The sequence below is a fragment of the Frankia sp. CcMO1 genome, assembly GCF_977945845.1.
Genome location: NZ_CDWTMG010000073.1, coordinates 1 through 19,192 on the forward strand (window position 1 = coordinate 1; position 19,192 = coordinate 19,192).

The following is a 19,192-nucleotide window of genomic DNA, read 5'->3' on the forward strand; positions in this document are numbered from 1 at the left end:
TGCCGGGCCTGCAGACGGATGCGGTTCGTCAGCTCGGTGACCTGGTTGTAGATCGCGCGTCGTTCCGCCATCAGACCGCGGATCTTGCGGTCGGCATGCATGACCGTCGTGTGATCCCGACCCCCGAAGTGCTGGCCGATCTTCGGTAGCGACAGGTCGGTCAGCTCCCGGCACAGGTACATCGCGATCTGACGGGCGGTGACCAGCACGCGGCTACGTGAGGTGCCGCACAGGTCCTCCATCGAGACGCCGAAGTACGCCGCCGTTGCGTTCATGATTGCGGCGGCCGTGATGTCGGGATTGCCGGCATCGGGGATGAGATCACGCAGCACGATCTCGGCGAGCGTGCGGTCGACGTGGGACTTGTTCAGGCTTGCGAAGGCCGCGACCCGGATCAGCGCCCCCTCCAGCTCACGGATGTTGCGCTCGATGTGCGTGGCGATGTATTCGAGGACGTCCGGAGGTACCGGCAGGCGCTCCGTGGCCGCCTTCTTCGACAGGATGGCGATGCGCGTCTCGAGGTCGGGCGGGGTGATGTCGGTCATCAGTCCCCACTCGAAGCGGCTGCGCAGCCGGTCCTCCAGGGCCGAGAGCTGCTTGGGCGAGCGGTCGGAGCTGATCACGATCTGCTTCTCGCCGTCGTGCAGGACGTTGAAGGTGTGGAAGAACTCCTCCTGCGTCCGCTCCTTGTTCTCCAGGAACTGGATGTCGTCGACGAGCAGGACGTCGATGTCACGGTAGCGCCGCTGGAACGCCTGCTGGCGGTCGTCCCGGATCGAGTTGATGAAGTCGTTGGTGAACTCCTCGGAGCTCACGTACTTCACCCGCATGTTCGGGTAGAGCTTGAGTGCGTAGTGGCCGATCGCGTGCAGAAGGTGAGTCTTGCCGAGCCCGGAGTCCCCGTAGATGAAAAGCGGGTTGTAGGCCTTCGCGGGTGCCTCGGCGACGGCCACCGCTGCCGCGTGGGGGAACCGGTTGCTGTCGCCGATGACGAACGTCTCGAAAATGTAGCGGGGGTTTAGCCGGGCCTGGGCCGGTTCGGTCTCGTGCGGCGCCGCATCGCGTCCGAGACCCGCGCTGACCCGTACCGGTGGTGTTCCCTCGGTGGCGTCGGGGAAGGGCAGCTCGCCGTTCACCAGTGCCGTCGGTGCCGGTGCCGGAGTCGGAGCGGCTGATGCCGGGGCCGCCGACGAGCCCGGTCTCGTCCCCGGCACCGGGGTTGCGGCGGTGTCGGTCGATCCCGATCCGGCACCCGCGTTCAACGCCGAACCGGAGGCGGGGCCCGAGCCCTGACCCGGTGCGGTGTCGCCTCTGGCGTCCACCGGCCGTACGATCCGGATCGGTCCGCTCATCGGTTCCGGATCGGGCAGGTGTTCGACGGTGACCGCGACCCTGATCTCCCGCCTATAGGCTGTGGACAACGCTGTGGACAAGAAGGGGCGCAGGCGCGAGTCGAGGAGATCCTTGGTGAACTCGTTCGGCGCGGCCAGCAGAGCCGTGTCCTGGACGAGCCCGAGGGGGCGGGTCAGCCGCAGCCAGGCACGCTGCTGGGCGGACAGCGTGCCGTCGGCGACCCCGGCGACGGCCTGGCTCCACACCGCGGCCAGGTCCGGGTCACCCGAAGGTTCGTCCCCGAACGGCAGACCGGCGACGGAGTCGGCGCGGAGGTTGGACACGGGGGCTCCTCGGGCAGTTCGGTACGGTTTGCGGGTGGTGCTGCTCCCCGCGTGCTGGAGGTGCGTCGCGGCTGATGCGGCTGGTGATGTGGTCCCCGGCCACCGAGCGACCGAGGGGCCTCGTCGCGATGGTTCTCCACATCGTCGTCCACAACCTGTGTATGGACACGACACGGCATGCGGCGTGGCGCAACCGGCTCGTTCCCGGGGATGAACCTGTATCAGTGAGGTCATTTGAATCCGCTCCAGGTCCCCCCCGTTCCGCCCTGGCCCCTCCGCCGACCGCCCTCTCCACAGGCGTTTTCCACAGGTCAGGGTGCACCGAGCCGGTCGTTCTCACCGAGCGCGGGCATACCTGACGCGGTCTGGTGCCCGCCCCGAGTGAGACGTTGCCACCAGGATCGTAAGGTGCGGCCCGAGCCGCCGTGCCGGGGCCGGAACGTACCCGCGGCGGCCGGGCCGCGTCCCTGCCCCATCGTCGGAGGCGCCGAGGGCCCGCTGCGGCAGTGTGGCATTCCACGGCCGCCGGACGGATGCCGGCTAGCCGCGGCCGCGGCCGCGGCCGCGGTGCGCTCGCGTCTTGGCGTTCGGTGTAGTGCCGTTGTGGCAAGGTCGGCCTGGTGGCGACCGGGCGATGGCCGGATGACGGTGGTGCGGCCAGCCGCGGCCGGCGGGCACGGGGTCGGCGGATCGCCGAAGGTCCCCCCTGCCCGGCAGTGATCCCTCGCCGCCGGACCGTCCGAGGCACCGCCCTGTGTAGGCTAGGCCGAACCGCGGTGTTAGACCGCTTCGTTTGTCGTGGGATCTGCTTGCCCGGGCCGTGTGGTGCGGCCCACTCCCCCCTCGGCGGCGAAGATCACCGCCCGCGTCCATCTTGCAGACGGAGTTCTCACGTGAGTAAGCGCACCTTCCAGCCGAACAACCGTCGGCGGGCCCGCACGCACGGGTTCCGACTGCGCATGCGGACTCGCGCGGGCCGCGCGATCCTGTCCGCCTGCCGTCGTAAGGGCCGCAGCGAGCTCTCCGCCTGACGGCGGGTTCCCGCTGGTCCTGCTGGTACCCCTTGCCGGTCATGCTTCCTGAGGGCTCCCGCGTCCGAACCCGGGACGAACATGCCCGGGTGGGGACCACGGGTCGGCGAACCCGATCCGGCCCGCTTGTTGTCCACAATCTGTGGACAACAAGCGGCGATCCGGCACGGGCCGGCTTCGTGGTCGGCCGTCGGGTGGGGAAGGCGGTCGTGCGTAACAGGGTGCGGCGCCGGTTGCGGGAACAGGTACGGGTTCGGCTGGACACGCTCGCGCCGGGGACGATGCTGGTCGTGCGTGCGCTGCCCGATGCGGCGACGGCGAGCTCCGCGGAGCTCGGCCATGCGCTGGACGCCGCGCTCGCCAGGGTGGCCCGGCCGGCGGATGCCAGGCGCCCGGATGGGCGTGGACGATGACCGCCGGGACGGTGCTGGTCGTGCTGCTGGCCACGGCGGCCGTCGTCGACCTCCTGCTGGCCTCCCGGATGGTGTGGCGCCGCCTGCCGCGGGTCGCCCGCAACGCCGACGGCGCGGTACGCGGTCCCCTGGCCTGGACCTTTACCGGGCTCGTGCGGCTCTACCGAGCCGGCTGGTCGGCCCGCAACGCCGGCATGTGCCGGTTCGAGCTGTCCTGTAGCGCCTACGCGCTGGCCGCGGTGCGGCGCCACGGGGGTATGCGTGGCGGTGCCCTCGCCGTCGCCCGGTTGCTGCGCTGCCAACCGTTTGCGGCCGGCGGGTACGACCCCGTGCCGGGAACGGATCCGGCTCCGGGAATCGTTCGGAGACCCAGGGGCGCGATGGCCGACCCCGGCAGGTCTCCCGACGGTCGGAGCGCGGGCGATCCGGTCGTCGCCGTACCGCCCGTCCACAGGCATGGTCCTCCGTCTCCCAGCCGGGGGGCGCGGGCCGAGATCGCCGGTTCCGGTCGCGGACCGTGGGTGTGAGGAGTCAGACTGTTGTTGGATCCCCTATACCACCTCGCGGCGAACGCGATCGTCTTCTTTCACCAGGGATTCGCGCCGATCTTCGGTGCTGCCAGTTTCTTCTCCTGGGCCTTTTCGGTCGTCCTGCTGGTCGTCTGCGTCCGTATTCTGATCTTCCCGCTGTTCGTCAAGCAGGTGAAGTCGCAGCGGACGATGCAGGTGATGCAGCCCCGGATCAAGGAGATCCGGGAGAAGTACGGGCACGACAAACCCCGCATGCAGCAGGAGATGATGGCGCTGCAGCGGGAGCATGGAAACCCGCTTCTCGGCTGCCTCCCGATCTTCCTCCAGATCCCGCTGTTCATCGCGCTGTTCCACGTGTTCACCCACCTGGCGCCGATGAACGAGGGCCCGAACCACTCGCTGGTCTGGCGTCCCCGGGTCGGGCTCTCCGCGGACCAGGTGGAGCAGATCGCCTCGGCCAAGGTGTTCGGCATCTCGTTGGCGAGCAAGTTCACCTCCGATGGCGATTTCTCGCGCTTCCTCGGCGTCGACAGCACGCACGTCAGGATTCTCGCGATCGTCCTGATCGTGCTGATGGGTCTTACGACCTTCCTCACGCAGCGCCAGATCATGGCCCGCACCGGGCCGGCCGACCCGCAGCAGGCGATCATGCAGAAGGCGCTGCTCTACGGCTCCCCGCTGATGCTCGCCTTCTTTGGTTTCCGTTTCCCGATCGCCGTGCTGCTGTACTGGCTCACCACCAACCTGTGGAGCATGGGCCAGCAGTTCTTCATCATGAAGAAGATGCCGCCGATCAAGACCGAGGATGCGAACGGCCGGCTGCCCGGTGCCCGTCCGGCCGCCGACGGCGCCGTCACCCCCGTTCGGCCGGCTCCCGGTGTCCGAGCCGGGGCGAAGTCGAAGAACCGCCCCCGGTCTGCCTCGGTGACCCCGACCAAGGGCGGCGATTCCGGTGCCGCGGCGGCCGGTCGGACGTCCTCGACGGCTCCCCCCGGCACCCGGTCCCGTAACGGCACCTCGACCGCGACCCGTACTGCGGTGACTCCGAAGGCGGCGGTGACCCCGAAGAGCGGTAAGGCGGGGGCGCCGGCCGGTCCCGGTGCCAACGGCGTCTCGGGCGGTGGCGTCTCGGACAACGGCGTCGCCGCTACCACGGCCGCATCCACGGAGCGGAGCGCGGAGGCGAAGACCAGCGCGGCGGGCCGCAGGAACGCCCCGGGCAAGAATGCCGGGCAGAGCGCGGCGAGCGGGCCGACGGCACCCTCCGACGGGGAGAGCACGCCCCGGCCGGCACCCGTACCCGCCGGAGTGCGGCGCCAGGTCGGCGGCTCCCGACCCGCGAAACGGCGCGGCAAGGGCAAGCGGCCCGGTGGGCGGCGTTGATCCGGGAGACGCCGTTCCCGACCAACCGACCAACCGACCAACCGACCGACCGGCAGGCAGGCTGCCGACCCGATTTCGTCATCGAGTGGCGGCATCCCGTAATCTCTGCTCCGCCGCCCCCGTTCCCCTGGAGAGTCGCTGATGACCGGTTCGGCACCTGAACTGGCTGTGGATGGAGCCGGAGTCTCCGACGAGCACGCTCCCTCGGACGAGACTGCCGGCACGGAGGATCGGCGTCTGTCCGATCTCGAGTTGGAAGGCGAGATCGCCGCCGACTACATCGAGGGTCTGCTCGACATCGTCGACATGGACGGTGACCTCGACCTCGACGTCGAGAGCGGCCGCGCCGTCGTCGCCGTGGTAGGCGAGGGGCTGGACAAGCTCATCGGGGCGGGCGGCGAGACGCTGGAGGCGTTGCAGGAACTGACCAGGCTCGCGGTGCTCCAGAAGACGGGCACCCGCAGCCGTCTCATGCTCGACGTCGGCGGCCATCGCGCCCGGCGGCGGGTCGAGCTTCGCAAGATTGCGATCGCCGCGGCGTCGCGCGCCATCACGCGTGGTGAGCCGGAGAAGCTGGCTCCCATGACGCCGTTCGAGCGCAAGGTGGTGCACGACACCGTTGCCGGGATCGACGGCGTGCACAGTGAGTCCGAGGGCGAGGAACCCGGCCGCCGGGTGGTCATCCTTCTCGGCTGACCGGCGCCGACCGATGGCGGGTCGGTGGCGGCCGGCGCGTTCCGCCGTGCTGGCCGCCGCTGTGGGTGTCGGCTTGGCGGCCGTGCTCGGCATTCTGCATGCCTATCTGACCAGACCCTTCTGGTACGACGAGATCTGGCGCGCCCACTTCGTCAGCGAACCGGCGTCCTCGTTCTGGCCGGAGCTGACCGTCGCCAACACCCCCTCGGCGCTGGGTTGGTTCGGCCTGACCCGGGTGGCCGGCGAGGTCCTCGGCTGGCACAGCTGGTCGCTCCGGCTTCCCGGGTATCTCGCCGTGCCCTTGCTCGGTGCCGCGATCGTCCTGCTCACCCGCCGTTTCACCGGCCTGGTCGCGGCGGTGTTCGCCACGTGCTGGCTGTGCCTGAACGTGACCTTCCTGGATCTCGCGACCCAACTCAAGCCGTATTCCGTCGAGGCGCTGGCCGCCGTCTGCATCGTCCTCGCCTGGTCGACCGGATCATCTCCGCGGCCCTCGCTGTCCCCGCGGCCCTCGCTGTCCCCGCGGCCCTCGCTGTCCCCGCAGCCTGAACCTGTCACCGGCGGGTTCTCCCGTGCCCGGCTCCTGCGACGCACCGCGGCGGGCCTGTTGGCCCTGACCGCCGTGCCCGGGATCTTTCTGGTGCTGCCGTTGGCGACCGCGGAGGTATGGCGCGGTCCGGCGCGGCGTTGGCGACTGGTGGAATGCCTGCCCGCGGTCGCCATCAGCGTGGCGCACACCGTGTTCTTCATCGGGCACCAGTCCAGTCAGCGTCGCGGCGACTACTGGGATCGCCAGTTCATCGCCGGTCGTGGGCCGGTCGAGGCCGTACGCTTCATCGTCGATCAGATGCGAGCCTTCATCACCGGTATGCCGCCCGGCATCGACCGGTTCGACCCGAGCCTCATCCATGCGACGGTGCCCGGGGGGCCGGTTGTCTCGGTGCTGCTCGCCGTGGCGGTGTCGATCGCCGGCCTGACCGGCGTCCTCGTGCTGGCACGACGACCGGACGGCAGGCTGCTCCTCACCGCGCTCGGCGGAGCCCAGGTGCTGATGCTGGGAGCGAGCGCCGCGCGGTACTGGCCGTTCGGGCCGACCCGGACCAACCTCTTCGTCGTGCCGCTGATCGTCGTTGTGATCGTGGTGGGCACCCGGCGGCTGGTGGTCCTGTTCGTGGCGGCGGTGCGACCTCGTATCCCCGCCGTCGGGCCTCAGCCGGCCGTACCGACACCGATGGCCGCGACCCCGACCCTCCCTACCGGAAGGACTGTCACCGAGCAGTCACGATTGGATGTTTCCGGTGTCTCGCCGACGTCGAGCGCCGGCGCGAACACGATTTCTCCGACCGCCGTGCTGCCGTTGGCCGGCCTCGCAATGATCATCTTGCTTGGTGTCCCGCTCCTGGGAACCTCGCTGTCGGGAAGCGGGCAGCTCTGGGATCATCGGCACCGGACTCGTGGCCTCGATCGGATGGTCGACGCGGCCATCGCGGCCCGGCAGCTGCACCGCCCGGGAGACCTGGTGGTGGTCGGGGGCCGCCTCGCCCGGCCTGGCTGGCTGTACGCGATGGAGGCGAGTGACGACCCGGCGCGTGAGCCGGCAGCTCTCCCCAGTGCCGGCGCCGGGCGGGTACCGGCCCGGGTGCCACGGCAGGACACGATCTTCTTCGGCGCTGCGGGTACCTCCCTGGTCGGCGAGCTGGCGAACCGCCGGGTCCCGCCGACCCGGCTGCTCGTCTTCGTCTTCGACGCGGAGCGGCCGGCGCTCGCGCCCGACCTGGCCGCGCTGCCCCGGGCGGGGTGGTGCGCCGGCCGTGGCTGGCAGTTCCCCCTCACCGGAACGTTGACCGTCTTCGATCGCTGCGCCGGCGCCGCCCCGCGACTCGATCGGCCGCAGCGGACCGTGGTGTCCGACCGGACGACCTGACATCCGTCCCCCGGGTCGGAACCGTGCCTCCCGTGGGGGTGGCGGCGCGAGCACCTCGAGGTCGGCGGGGATGCTTGTCGGGTGCGCGGTCTTCTGACTTTCTCGTCCTGCCCAGCTTTCTCGTCCTGTCCGGCCGGGTCCACGGATCCGGTCTCCCACCCGCCCGCTGCCGGCGGTCACCTGGCGATGCCCACGGGCCCAACCCGGCTCGGCTCGATGCTGTGGCCGGTCGAGGTGACGCAGGCGGCCCGGCCGGCGCGGGCTGGCCGTATGGCACGGCGGGGGATCCGGCCATGACGGGTCTCCCGGATGCCCCCGAGGTGCCCCCCGTCGTGGTGGAGATTTTCGGCACGCGGACCGGATCCGCGGCGCGCTACGTCGAGCTGCTGGCGACCGACGGGGTCGAGCGCGGGCTGATCGGTCCGCGTGAGACTGACCGGCTCTGGGACCGCCACGTACTCAACTGCGCGGTCCTGGCCGACGCGGTCCCGGCGCAGGCCGATGTCGTGGACGTCGGCAGCGGCGCAGGGCTGCCGGGTATCCCGCTGGCGCTCGCCCGCCCGGATCTGCGGGTGGTGCTGCTCGAGCCGATGGAACGCCGGTGCCGATTCCTGCACGAGGTTGTGGCGACCATAGGTCTGGAGGACCAGATTTCTGTGGTACGTGGCCGCGCACCGGATGCCGGAATCGGCCCGGACGGTCGTAGATTCGGGATAGCCGTAGCCCGCGCAGTCGCTCCCCTGGAGCGGCTGCGCGCAATCCTCTTTCCGATGCTGCGACCAGGTGGTGTCATGCTGGCGATGCGCGGTTCACGGATCCTGGAGGAACTGCAGGACGCGCGCAGCGGTCTCGGAACTCAGGGTTGGCATCCCGTGGATGTCGTGAGGTGCGGGGAGGGGCGGGTGGAGGAACCCGCCCGTGTCCTCCGGGCCGTACGTTCATCCCAGCGCACCCGGGCCGAGAGCAGGGGAGGGCGCGGCGACGGTGAGCGGCACGATGGCAGACAGGTCAGACGGACGTCACGGGATTCACTCCGATCACGGGAGGTCGGTCGTGACCAGCCGACACGTGGACAGTCTCGTTCCACGTGAAACAGCGTCGGCGGGCCAGGGTGGGGCCAGGGGCGGGGGCTTGCGGGGCTATGACCCCGCGCTCTCCGCACTGGACCTGCTCGATCCCTCGACCCCGATCGGAGCGGCGGCGGCAGCAGCAGTGGAAGCACTGGCGGTAGAACGACGACAACCATTCCCTCGCCCCACCCGGCGGCGCATCATCTCGGTCGCCAACCAGAAGGGCGGTGTAGGGAAGACGACGACGACGGTCAACCTGGCGGCGGCGCTGGCATCTCATGGCTCCCGGGTCCTGGTAATCGATCTTGACCCGCAGGGCAATGCCTCGACGGCGCTCGGCGTCAACCATCATTCCGGGGTCCCCTCGATCTACGAGGTCCTGGTGGGGGATCGGCCCCTCGACGAGGTCATCGTGAAGTCCGCCGAGGCGCTGGGGCTGTTCTGCGCGCCCGCAACGATCGATCTTGCCGGCGCGGAGATCGAGCTGGTGTCGCTGGTGGCGCGGGAGAACCGGCTGCGGCGGGCCATCGCGAGCATGCAACGGGACGTCGACTATGTTTTCATCGACTGCCCGCCCTCTCTCGGGCTGCTGACCGTCAACGCCCTCGTGGCCGCCCGTGAGCTGCTCATCCCGATCCAGTGCGAGTACTACGCGCTGGAGGGCCTCGGCATGTTGCTGCGCAACGTGGAACTGGTGCAGGCGCACCTGAACCAGGAGCTGCGCCTGTCGACCATCCTGCTCACCATGTACGACTCCCGGACCAGACTGGCCGACCAGGTCGTCCACGAGGTCAAGGAACACTTCGGGGACCGGGTGCTGTCCACCACCATCCCCCGGAACGTGCGTCTGGCGGAGGCGCCGAGCTATGGGCAGTCCGCGCTGACGTACGATCCGACGTCGCGCGGCTCGCTGTCCTATCTGGCCGCGGCGCGCGAACTCGCGGAACGGGGTCGGGACTCGAATGGAGCGGCATGATGAGTGCTCGGCGCAGTGGTCTGGGGCGAGGGCTGGGGGCACTCATCCCGGTTACTCCTCCTCCCCTCGACGGTCAGGTGGGCACCGCCTCGGCTGACTACAGTGACTACGCCGACTACGGCAGTGGCTACGGCGGCCGGGGGACGGGTCGCGGCTCCGGCGACAGCACCGGGCCGCTGCCCGTACACGGGGCGACCTTCCGCGAGATCCCCGTCGAGTCGGTCAGCCCGAACCCGCGCCAGCCCAGGACTCACTTCGATGAGGACGCCCTCGAAGAGCTGGCGGCGAGCCTCCGCGAGGTCGGGCTGCTCCAGCCGATCGTGGTACGCGAGGTGGCCCCCGAGCGATACGAGCTCGTCATGGGTGAACGCCGGTGGCGTGCATCGAAGATCGCCAAGCTTCCACGGATTCCCGCCATCGTGCGGGAGACCGCGGACGACGCCATGCTGCGCGACGCGCTGCTGGAGAACCTCCACCGCCAGCAGCTCAACCCGCTGGAGGAGGCTGCGGCGTACGAACAGCTGCTCCGCGACTTCGGTGCGACGCACGAGGAACTGGCCAGTCGGCTCGGGCGGTCCCGGTCGCATGTCACCAACATGATCCGGCTGCTCGGGCTCTCGCCCGCGGTACAAAGACGGGTGGCGGCCGGCGTGCTGTCCGCGGGCCATGCCCGCGCGCTGCTCTCGTTGCAGGATCCGGACGCCCAGGACCGGCTCGCCACCCGCATCGTCGCGGAAGGTCTCTCGGTGCGGGCCGTCGAGGAGATCGTGGCACTGGACGACGAGACCCCGCGTAAGCGGGCGTCGCGGGCGCCAGGGGCCGCCTCACCGGCCCTGGCGAGGCTCGCCGACCGCCTCTCGGATCGCTTTGAGACCCGCGTGAAGGTGGACATGGGCCGCAGCAAGGGGAAGATCACGGTCGAGTTCGCCTCGATCGAGGACTTGGAGCGGATCGTCGCCGTGATGTCGCCGTCGGCCTCGGTCGACGGCTTGTTGGACTAGGCGTCCGGCTCGGGTTCGCTCGGGGTTCTCTGGGGTTCTCTGGGGTTCTCGAACCGGGCGCGGATCGCGCGGTCCCGGGCTGTGCCGGGCTCCCCCGGGTGGCTGCGCGTCTGTCCGCCGAGTGCCGGGCCATCGCTGTGCTCAGGCGAGATTGCCGGCCTGGCCGACCTTGCGCAGCACGCCTTCCGGCGTCATCGATCCCAGCAGACGTTCCAGGGCGACCTCGACGTCCTCTCGCCAGCTCACCGCGTTCTTCACCTCGAGCCGCAGTCGCGGCCATCGATGGTGAGGCCGGACCGTCTTGAAACCGACCGCGAGGAGATAGTCGGCGGGCAGGATGCAGCGGGTGTCGGAGTTCTGGAGGTCACCGAACGCTTCCACCGCCTTGAAGCCGCGGCGGATGACGTCCTTGGCGACGGACTGGACGAGGATCCGCCCCAGCCCCTGCCCGGTGAACTCATCGACGATCGACGCTGTCATGAGCAGCACCGCGTCCGGTGAGACCGGGCTGGTGGGAAAGGCCGCCGATCGAGGCACGTAGGCCGGCGGAGCGAACATCACGAATCCGGCGGGGACGTTGTCGACATAGGCGATCTTTCCGCAACTTCCCCATTCCAGGAGGGCCAGGGAAACCCACGCCTCCTTCTCGAGGTCGGTGCCGCCGGCCTCCTCCGCGCGGCTCCGGGCCACCGGATCGAGCTCCCAGAAGACGCAGCGGCGGCAGGGCAGAGGGAGATCGTCAATATTGTCCAGGGTGATGTTCGCGATGCGACGGCTCATCGAAAAAGGCGCTCCATGGGTCGGCCACCGGGCCTCCGGTCGCCGAGGCCAACGTCGACGGACGCGGAGGCTGTTACGGAACCAGCCTAGGCTGCCGAGCATGAATTTTCCCCATCGACGCACCGGCCTCGTTTCACGTGAAACGTCAGCCTTGTCGATGGAATGTCTTGGTGACCGGTCAGGTGCGGCTAGCAAGGCGGGGGACGTGAAGCTGGCCCGTCGGCGCGTCCTGCTCGGGTGGGAGAAAGAGCCGTTGGGCCGCGGCGAGCACCGCCTCGGCGACGGTTGCCCGGAATGTGGTGGAGCCAAGGGCCTTGGTGTCATGTTCGTTTGTCAGATATCCGAGGTCGAGCCGTACGGCCGGCATCCGGGTCCGCCGAAGCAGACTCCAGACTTTCGGATGGGTGCGGCAGTCCAGCATGTCGGTCCGGGAGACGATTTCACGGTGGACGAGCTGGGCGAAGCGCTCACCCACGGCGGACGACCCGCGCGCGTTGCCGTAGTAGTAGGCCGACACCCCCTGGGCGTGCGGGGATGGACTGCTGTCGGCGTGCAGCGAGATCAGGAGATCTGCTTCGAGCTCGTTCGCCCGCGCGGCCCGCTCCTCCTCGCTGGGGGACTCGTCCAGTCCGTGGATGAGGTGCGCCTGCAGGCCCGAGTCGAGTAGCCGCGTGGACATCCGGACGGCGAGGTCGGCCATGAGATCCCGTTCGCACAGATTGCCGCAGACGATGCCCGGATCGTCGCCACCGTGGCCGGGATCGATGGCGACGACGACTCCGAGCAGCGAGGAGCCGTGGGCCAACAGCCGGACAGACTCCCGCAGCACGTCGGGCCGGCCACCAGTGACTGTGCGCTGCAGGCGTTTGAGTTCGCGCAGGGTGTGTGGCCCGCATTGGCCGTCCGGATCGAGACCCCGGTTGCGCTGGAAGTCGCGGACCGCGGACTCGGTGCGTGGCCCGAAGATCCCATCCGTGCGGCCGACGTCGAAACCCATGTTGAACAGGCGCTCCTGGAGCGCCGCCACGTCATCGCCGACAAAAGGGTGCGCGGGACTGTGGTAGAGCAGACGGTCGCCGAGCTTGTGGCGTGCCTCCTCCAAGGCACGCGCCGTGTCTGGACCGAGTATCCCGTCGGCGGACAGCCCCCGGCTCTGCTGAAAGGCGCGCAGCGCGTTGTCGAGGTCTCGGTCGAACCGATCGGCCGGCTCGGCCGGAACGCCGCCGGGAGTACCGTCGACAGCCGGGACCCGCGTGTCCTGGGACGGGTCCGCGGCGGAGGCAGCACCTCTATCCGGGGCACTCTTACCCAGGGCACTCTTACCTGGGTCACCCTTACCCGGGCCGGCCGGATCCCGGCTCTGCCGGGGCGTCACGGGAAGAAAACCAAGATAGGTCAGGGCCGCCTGAACCTCGGCGACGGCGGAACCTTGGTCTCCCAGACGCAGCAGCTTCACCGATGCATACCTTTCAGCTCGCCTGCCCCAACGTGTCCCTGGCGAAACCCGGTGCCCCTGGCGAAACCCGATGGTCGGGGCCACCGCGTCGACGAATGATGCGCCGACGGCCGATTGCTGAATCTCAAGCCTAGGGCATGCCCGTGCGGTCTCGACCGACCGCGAACCGGATCCTCCAGTATTGACCGTGCGTGACCAGGCCGCCGTGATACTCCCACGATGCTCGTGACGGCGGGAGAAAGTTCCCGGGCCGCACGTGGTATCCGGTTGTCGTGGGCGAACCGGCGCGGACCAGTCCGGGAACGACGTCGGCCCGCCGGGATCACACCCGGCGGGCCGACGGTGGAACGACCGCGTGACGAGATCAAATGTAGGCCGAGAGGTCACGCAGCAGGGCGGCCTTCGGCTTCGCGCCGACAATGCTCTTGTCGATCGCGCCCTTGACGAACACAGCCATGGTCGGGATAGACATGATCTGGTAGTTCCGGGCGGTCTCCGGGTTCTCGTCGATGTTCAGCTTGACGACCCGGAGCTTCTCGCCATGCTCCTTGGCGATCTCCTCCAGAACGGGTGCGACCATCTTGCAAGGGCCGCACCACTCGGCCCAGAAGTCCACCAGGACCGGCTTGTCGCTCTCCAGTACCTCGGTCACGAAGGTGCTGTCGGTCACGGGGGTGGTGGAACCTGCCATGTTGTTCTCCCTGATGGATGATCTCTTAGTGGACGGGAAGGCGATCAACGGGCCGGTGGTGGCCCGCGGACGGCGCCCGACCGGCCTTCGGGCAGCCGGGTCGGGCAGGCCTGATCCAGCGCCGCTCGGTCGGCCGCTCGGACAGACGACCGGGTCAGGCAGGTTGCGGCGTCGGGGTCACGACCCGGGGAGCCACGGTGGTCACCTCGCCCGGACCCTCCCCGGCGGCGATGAAGCGCTCCGCGTCGAGAGCGGCGGCGCAGCCCGTGCCAGCCGCGGTGATGGCCTGGCGGTAGGTGTGGTCGACCACGTCGCCACAGGCGAAGACCCCGTCCAGGTTCGTCTTCGTGGTCGGGTGCGCGACCGAGATGTAGCCGGCGTCGTCGAGGTCGAGCTGACCACGGACGAGTTCGGTACGCGGAAGGTGACCGATCGCGACGAACAGCCCGGTGACCGGAAGATCCTTCTCCTCACCGGTGACGGTGTCGCGCAGCCGGACGCCGGTGAGCTTGTCCGTGCCCAGGAGCTTGGTGACCTCTGCGTTCCACCGGAACTGGATCTTCTCGTTGGCGAAGGCCCGCTTCTGCATGATCGCGCTGGCCCGGAGTTTGTCCCGCCGGTGGATCACCGTCACCGAGCGGGCGAAGCGGGTCAGGAAGGTCGCCTCCTCCATCGCCGAGTCGCCCCCGCCAACCACCGCGATGTCCTGATCCCGGAAGAAGAAACCGTCGCAGGTCGCACAGGCGGAGACCCCGTGGCCGAGCAACCGCTCCTCGTGTTCGACGCCGAGCATGCGGTAGGCCGAACCGGTGGCGACGATGACCGTGCGGGCGAGGTAGGTCCTGTCCTCGATCTTGACGACCTTCGGGTTCGCCGCGAGGTCGAGCTCGGTGACGTCGTCGGCCACCAGTTCGGCTCCGAACCGCTCCGCCTGCCGCCGCAGGTTCTCCATCAGTTCCGGACCCTGGATGCCGTCCGGAAACCCAGGAAAGTTCTCCACCTCGGTGGTGTTCATGAGCGATCCGCCGGCCGATACCGCGCCCTCGAACACGAGTGGCCGTAGGTTGGCCCGGGCGGTATAGACAGCGGCCGTGTACCCTGCGGGGCCCGAACCGGCAATGACGACATCGCGTATGTCGTCATTGCCGTCGGGCTGGCTGCTGGGGCCGGTGACATCCTGGCCGTCCTCCTGGGCTGTCACACCCGCTCCTTTCATGCTACGGGATCCCTTTCATGCTACGGGATCCCTGTGAGCCGGGTGGGCCCTCGCCGGTACCTGTCGCCCCGGCTTCATCTGAGTTCCTCGTTCATCGGTCCGTCCATGGAGACGGTGCCCGACAGCGACAACCGTCTCCGCGGGCATCTGATTCCATCCGCGCCCGCCACCGGTGCGTGCGACGGCCGGGCTCCCGGCCCCTCTCGATGCGTCAACCCCCACCTCAGTGCCGCAGGGTGGACACGCTGTACCACGGCGCGGTGGAGACGGTGGTGATGCCGCAGCGGGCGTCGACGACCAGCACCCTGGCCACCGCCGGTTGCATGGGCACGGAGAGCACGATCAACAGCGCCGGCTGGTCGTTGTAGACGACGCGGTCGACGGCGAGGATCGTCCCACCCGTCTGCGCCGCCAGGCTCTGGTAGCACGGGCGCAGGCCAGGGGTGTCCAGCACCGAGCGCAACCGGTCGACGTCCACCGTCGCAGGGGTCGTCGCGCCGCCGGCCGCCGCGGGCGCGGGCGGCGGCACGAGCGGCAGCGCCGCGGACCCCAGGATCCGGCCGGCCAGCAGTTCCCGGCCGTGCCGCACGACGTCCGAGGGAGCGACGCTCGCCTGCGAGACCGCCATCATGATGAGGGGAGCGGAGCTGGCGGAGCCGCGTTCGGCCACCACCGAACCGCCGGCCGGGCCGGAGCTGTCCACGGGGTTGGACGCCGCTACCCTGTGATCGACGTTGGCGCTCCGCAGACCGTGGTACACGAAGATCGCCGCCCCGAAGGTGGTGAAGGCGATGCAGACCGCCATGATGGACACCCAGTCCCGTCGGGGGCGCGCACCCGGCGCACCCGGACGGCTCCGCGGATCCCGGCGCCGGGCCGGTTGATGGTCTGTGAGCCCAGCCCCCGCCCCACCTCGGCCGGGCCGCCGCCTTGGCCTGTTGCCACTCGCCGCCCGCCCACCCGTGCCATCCCCTGGATCGGTGTGGACGGCCTCGGTGTGGACCGCTTCGGTATCCCCCACGAGGGGTTCCGTGCCGGTGGCCCCGGCGGCTCCCGTGGTGCCGGCGAAGCCGGAGCTCGCGGGCCCCGGACCGGTCGGCGCGGCCGGGTTCCGGCCCGGTCCCGGCCGAGAGGGAGCAGGTGCGTGGGCCGCCAGCGCAGCCTGGAGGCGTTCGGCCACCTCGCCGGGCATCGTCAGGGCCGCCAAGCGGGAGAGGTCCGTACGGACCCTGCGGAGGGCGACCATCGACTCCTGGCATGAGACGCAGCCCTCGATATGCTCGCGGACGGAGCGGGGGAGCGGCTCTCCGTCCGCGAAGGCGTCCAGCAGCTCGGCGTCCGGGTGATGCACGTGCGCGCGCAAGCGGCGACCCGCCGGGAAGGGATCGGAGGGAGCCGCCGGTCGGCGTCGGTCACCCGCAGGCTCAGTCGCCATTGCTGATCACCTCCTTCGGCAGATCCGGATGGCGTCGGCCGCGCCCGCGGGGCCGCGGCCGATGGGCCGACCTCCGGTAACGGGCTGCTGCCCCGGTGAGCCCGCCGCATCCTGGTGTCTTCCTTCTGAGACGGCGGGCGAAGCCGCCGGGTTCCCTGACCGGGGGGACCTATCAGGACGGCGAGCTGCGCGCGACCGCGCGAACGCCGGCTTTTCACCGTCCCGACCGGAACTCCCAGCAGCCCCGCCGCCTCGGCGACGGGTCGTCCTGCCACGTCCACCAGCACCACGGCGGTCCGCAACCCGGGCGTCAGCCAGCCCAGCGCCTCCTCGACGTCCAGGTGCAGGTCATGCTCGGCGACGCACCCGCGGGGATTGACCGGATCACGAATCTGGCCTTTCGGGGTAGTCGTCATGGGCACCGTCGGGCGGGCGGTACGGCGGCGCAGCCCAGCTCGGCGTCGGGGCGGCCACCAGGACTTCGGCGGGTGGACCGACTCTCACCGTCCTCTCACCGTCCTCCCGTCAGGACCGGAACGTGATCTCCGCGATCGACCCGCGGTACTGCCCGGCGTTCGACGGCAGTGAGGTCAGCCACAGCACCCAGTACTGCGAGGGGTTCACGTCCGACGACATCGGCAGGACCACCGTGCCGCTGGCGCCCGACTTCTGGGCGACCACGCGGTCGAAGCCGTCGAGCGACTCCGACAGCCTGTCGCCGCTGCGCAGCTCGAACGACACCGGACCCAGGCTGCCGACCGTCACGGTGGCAGAGGTGGGCAGGATCTTTTGCGGAAACGCCATGCGCAGCCCGACACCCGGCTTGAGGTTGCCGAACGTCGCGCTGGTGTAGTTGCTCGTCGTCCACTCCGTCGACGTGTTCCCGTCGAACGCCTTGCCGACATCCGCCGGTTTCTCGGTCTTGGGTTCACCCGAAGGTGCGAGCGGGTCGAAGGAGTCCGTGCTGCTTGGCTTGAGGATGGTTCCGGTGGGGGTCGCCGGCACCGTGGTCGGGGTGCCGGGGTTGGCAGCGTTATTCTTTTCGCCGTTGCCACGCAGGGTGATTACGGCGACCACCGCGATTGCGACGACCACCACCAGAGCGATCCACGGCACGGCCCGTCCCAGCGACGGCCCGCCACGGCGCCTCGGGCCGGAACCAGGCGGGTAGCGGTCGGATCCCGCCGGGTAACCGCCACCTCCGGCTGGATAGCTGCGGTCGTCGTACCCGCTGCGGCCGTAGCCGGTCCCGCCGCCGCGGGACCCGTGGGGGCCTTTCACCCGGGTGTCGTACCGGGCGTCCCGGCCGGGGCCGGGGTAGCCGGCGGTGTCGGCATAGCGGCCCTGCGCCGGGTAATCCCCCGGCGCGAGGTAGTCCGAGGATGCGAAGGCGTCCACGTCCATCGCCTCGGTGCTGGGCGGGGCGTCACCGAGGCTCATCAACCCGGTGTCGAGCACGGCGTCCACCGGGTTGATCGACTCCAGCTCTTCGACCAGGTCGGCCGCCGTGGTGATGGGCGCCCCGACCCGATCGTCGCCGAGGGTGGCCATGGTGATGGCGTCGAGATCACGCGGAACTGACGAGGCGACCTGTCGGGGAGTCCGCAGCCGGCCGCCCGAGGTGGGTGCGGTGGGCAGACCGCGGTCCCCGCCGAGGGGCCAGTAACCGGTGAGCCCGGCATACAGCAGGCCACCGAGCGCCCGGACGTCGGCCGCGGCGATCAGGTCGGGATTCACCGCCGTGGCGTCGGGGCCGCCGCCTGCGCGGTCGGCCGTGCCTGGGCCGGAACCGTCGTCCCCGCCGATCCCACTCTGGTCGGGCTGGTTACCGTGCCCGTCGAGCTCCGTCGCGGGGAGGGAACCGTCGAGTTCCGCGAGCACCCCGCCGATCTCCAGGTCAATGACCTTGACGGTGCCGTGGCTGGAGACGATGACGTCACCGGGGTTCAGGTCACCGTGATGGATGCCGCGCTCGTGTGCCGCGGCGATGACTCGGGCCGCGGCGAGCACCACGGCGCCGGCCTGCTCCGGGCGTAGCGGCCCGTCGGTGGAAAGCTGACGCAGCGTCTTGCCGTCCACCCATTCCGAGACGACGTAGGAGATGCGTCGGGACTCGGCCGTGGTAGTGGTGGCGTCGTAGGTCGAGGCGGCGCCGGGATGCACCAGCCGACCGGAGTTGATCGCTGCGGTGAGAAGCCGGCGGGCCGCCTGCTCCTGCTCCGGATCCGTGGCCGGCCCGCCGCCGCCCGCGGACGCGGGGCCGTGCTCGACGATGCGTACTGCCACCGGTCGGGCGAGCACCTTGTCGTCGCCTCGCCAGAGGGCGACGGGCCCACGGGTCGTCAACGCGGAGAGCAGACGGTAGCGGCGGTCGAGCACGGACTCGGCGAGGATGGCGGTGCCGGAGTGCGGCGTCGCACCCCGGACTCCGGGCGCGTTCGGGTTCACGTCGTTATCGACGTCCCCGGCCTGCGGTCGGTTGCTTCCGTCGACCACAGCGCCTCCGTCGTCCACGGGCCCGGCGTCCACAATCCGCCGTCGGGCTTCCCTACCTCACCCGGGCAGGGGTTCCGCCCAGCGTGCCGCCACCGTAGGCGGACACCCCGGGTACCCTCCGTCGCTCTGACCAGCCGCCTCGATGAACGAAGCGACGAGCGGGAGGCTGCGCCTGGTTTACCGGCGACGTTGGGTGGGGCCCGCGCACAGCGTGTCCAGTGTACGAGGAGGTCAGAAGGATCTCGCGAATGTCTTGGGACAACCCGCCCATGTGTACCGACTGTGACGATCGGCGAGCCGATTCTTTCGGTGACGTGCGAGGATGCCCCGGGAGTAACGACGACAAGGATCTTTCTGGTGCCGGCGGGATCGTCTCGGCTGGCCCCTAGGGCCTGTTTGGGAAGTTATCGGGGCAGCC

At 70.0% G+C, this 19,192-nt stretch carries 17 protein-coding genes; 9 read left to right on the plus strand and 8 right to left on the minus strand.

Going from position 1 to position 19,192, the window contains the following annotated elements; genetic code table 11:
* A partial coding sequence (gene dnaA / locus AC08OU_RS11420; protein ID WP_476604883.1) for a chromosomal replication initiator protein DnaA occupies window positions 1-1,676 on the minus strand: 1,676 nt, incomplete at its 3' end.
* 893 nt (window positions 1,677-2,569) lie between these two features.
* Here dnaA and rpmH point away from each other — a divergent pair.
* The 9 genes from rpmH (at window position 2,570) to AC08OU_RS11465 (ending at window position 10,700) form a co-directional block, all read left to right on the plus strand.
* On the plus strand, window positions 2,570-2,707 hold the full coding sequence (gene rpmH / locus AC08OU_RS11425; RefSeq protein WP_462187261.1) for a 50S ribosomal protein L34: 138 nt from the start codon (window positions 2,570-2,572) through the stop codon (window positions 2,705-2,707).
* Window positions 2,708-2,748: 41 nt separating this feature from the next.
* Complete coding sequence (rnpA, locus tag AC08OU_RS11430) at window positions 2,749-3,120, plus strand: ribonuclease P protein component (protein ID WP_476599523.1); 372 nt, start codon at window positions 2,749-2,751, stop codon at window positions 3,118-3,120.
* On the plus strand, window positions 3,117-3,647 hold the full coding sequence (yidD, locus tag AC08OU_RS11435) for a membrane protein insertion efficiency factor YidD (protein ID WP_476599521.1): 531 nt from the start codon (window positions 3,117-3,119) through the stop codon (window positions 3,645-3,647). The genes rnpA and yidD overlap by 4 nt, the downstream gene beginning before the upstream one ends.
* Before the next feature lie 12 nt (window positions 3,648-3,659).
* A complete protein-coding gene (gene yidC / locus AC08OU_RS11440; protein ID WP_476599519.1) occupies window positions 3,660-5,033 on the plus strand; it encodes a membrane protein insertase YidC in 1,374 nt (457 codons plus the stop codon).
* A gap of 141 nt (window positions 5,034-5,174) precedes the next feature.
* Window positions 5,175-5,729: a Jag family protein gene (locus AC08OU_RS11445; RefSeq protein ID WP_462187257.1), complete on the plus strand. Its 555-nt coding sequence runs from the start codon at window positions 5,175-5,177 to the stop codon at window positions 5,727-5,729.
* A 13-nt stretch (window positions 5,730-5,742) separates the two neighbouring features.
* Complete coding sequence (locus AC08OU_RS11450; RefSeq protein ID WP_476599517.1) at window positions 5,743-7,653, plus strand: hypothetical protein; 1,911 nt, start codon at window positions 5,743-5,745, stop codon at window positions 7,651-7,653.
* A 293-nt stretch (window positions 7,654-7,946) separates the two neighbouring features.
* Window positions 7,947-8,744: a 16S rRNA (guanine(527)-N(7))-methyltransferase RsmG gene (rsmG, locus tag AC08OU_RS11455; protein ID WP_476599515.1), complete on the plus strand. Its 798-nt coding sequence runs from the start codon at window positions 7,947-7,949 to the stop codon at window positions 8,742-8,744.
* Between the two features lie 40 nt (window positions 8,745-8,784).
* Entirely contained in the window at window positions 8,785-9,699 is a 915-nt protein-coding gene (locus AC08OU_RS11460; protein WP_476599513.1) for a ParA family protein, read from the plus strand.
* Window positions 9,699-10,700: a ParB/RepB/Spo0J family partition protein gene (locus AC08OU_RS11465; RefSeq protein ID WP_476599528.1), complete on the plus strand. Its 1,002-nt coding sequence runs from the start codon at window positions 9,699-9,701 to the stop codon at window positions 10,698-10,700. Before AC08OU_RS11460 ends, AC08OU_RS11465 begins: the two co-directional genes overlap by 1 nt.
* 141 nt (window positions 10,701-10,841) lie before the next feature.
* Here the strand turns inward: AC08OU_RS11465 and AC08OU_RS11470 are convergent, their stop codons facing one another.
* The 7 genes from AC08OU_RS11470 to AC08OU_RS11500 all read right to left on the minus strand — a co-directional run bounded on the left by AC08OU_RS11470 (window position 10,842) and on the right by AC08OU_RS11500 (window position 18,774).
* Window positions 10,842-11,480, minus strand: a complete 639-nt coding sequence (locus AC08OU_RS11470) for a GNAT family N-acetyltransferase (RefSeq protein ID WP_462203431.1) — start codon at window positions 11,478-11,480, stop codon at window positions 10,842-10,844.
* 178 nt (window positions 11,481-11,658) lie between these two features.
* Window positions 11,659-12,936, minus strand: a complete 1,278-nt coding sequence (locus tag AC08OU_RS11475; protein ID WP_476599512.1) for an N-acetylmuramoyl-L-alanine amidase — start codon at window positions 12,934-12,936, stop codon at window positions 11,659-11,661.
* Window positions 12,937-13,300: 364 nt separating this feature from the next.
* Window positions 13,301-13,627 carry a thioredoxin gene (gene trxA / locus AC08OU_RS11480; protein ID WP_462187251.1) on the minus strand — a complete coding sequence of 109 codons (327 nt, stop codon included), beginning with the start codon at window positions 13,625-13,627 and terminating at the stop codon, window positions 13,301-13,303.
* 154 nt (window positions 13,628-13,781) lie between these two features.
* Window positions 13,782-14,828: a thioredoxin-disulfide reductase gene (gene trxB / locus AC08OU_RS11485; RefSeq protein WP_476599510.1), complete on the minus strand. Its 1,047-nt coding sequence runs from the start codon at window positions 14,826-14,828 to the stop codon at window positions 13,782-13,784.
* Between the two features lie 238 nt (window positions 14,829-15,066).
* Window positions 15,067-16,089: a hypothetical protein gene (locus AC08OU_RS11490; protein ID WP_476599508.1), complete on the minus strand. Its 1,023-nt coding sequence runs from the start codon at window positions 16,087-16,089 to the stop codon at window positions 15,067-15,069.
* Window positions 16,038-16,694: a sigma factor-like helix-turn-helix DNA-binding protein gene (locus AC08OU_RS11495; RefSeq protein WP_462187248.1), complete on the minus strand. Its 657-nt coding sequence runs from the start codon at window positions 16,692-16,694 to the stop codon at window positions 16,038-16,040. The genes AC08OU_RS11490 and AC08OU_RS11495 overlap by 52 nt, the downstream gene beginning before the upstream one ends.
* 109 nt (window positions 16,695-16,803) lie before the next feature.
* A complete protein-coding gene (locus tag AC08OU_RS11500; RefSeq protein ID WP_476599506.1) occupies window positions 16,804-18,774 on the minus strand; it encodes a protein kinase family protein in 1,971 nt (656 codons plus the stop codon).
* Between the last annotated feature and the right edge of the window lie 418 nt (window positions 18,775-19,192).

What these genes read in the sequence shown, in the direction of transcription:
- rnpA (WP_476599523.1), top strand. Translation starts at nt 2,749, where the DNA reads ATGCTTCCTGAGGGCTCCCGCGTCCGAACCCGGGACGAACATGCCCGG.
- AC08OU_RS11465 (WP_476599528.1), top strand. Translation starts at nt 9,699, where the DNA reads ATGAGTGCTCGGCGCAGTGGTCTGGGGCGAGGGCTGGGGGCACTCATC.
- trxA (WP_462187251.1), bottom strand. Translation starts at nt 13,627, where the DNA reads ATGGCAGGTTCCACCACCCCCGTGACCGACAGCACCTTCGTGACCGAG.
- AC08OU_RS11450 (WP_476599517.1), top strand. Translation starts at nt 5,743, where the DNA reads ATGGCGGGTCGGTGGCGGCCGGCGCGTTCCGCCGTGCTGGCCGCCGCT.
- yidD (WP_476599521.1), top strand. Translation starts at nt 3,117, where the DNA reads ATGACCGCCGGGACGGTGCTGGTCGTGCTGCTGGCCACGGCGGCCGTC.
- AC08OU_RS11470 (WP_462203431.1), bottom strand. Translation starts at nt 11,480, where the DNA reads ATGAGCCGTCGCATCGCGAACATCACCCTGGACAATATTGACGATCTC.
- AC08OU_RS11445 (WP_462187257.1), top strand. Translation starts at nt 5,175, where the DNA reads ATGACCGGTTCGGCACCTGAACTGGCTGTGGATGGAGCCGGAGTCTCC.
- AC08OU_RS11495 (WP_462187248.1), bottom strand. Translation starts at nt 16,694, where the DNA reads ATGACGACTACCCCGAAAGGCCAGATTCGTGATCCGGTCAATCCCCGC.
- AC08OU_RS11490 (WP_476599508.1), bottom strand. Translation starts at nt 16,089, where the DNA reads ATGGTCGCCCTCCGCAGGGTCCGTACGGACCTCTCCCGCTTGGCGGCC.
- rsmG (WP_476599515.1), top strand. Translation starts at nt 7,947, where the DNA reads ATGACGGGTCTCCCGGATGCCCCCGAGGTGCCCCCCGTCGTGGTGGAG.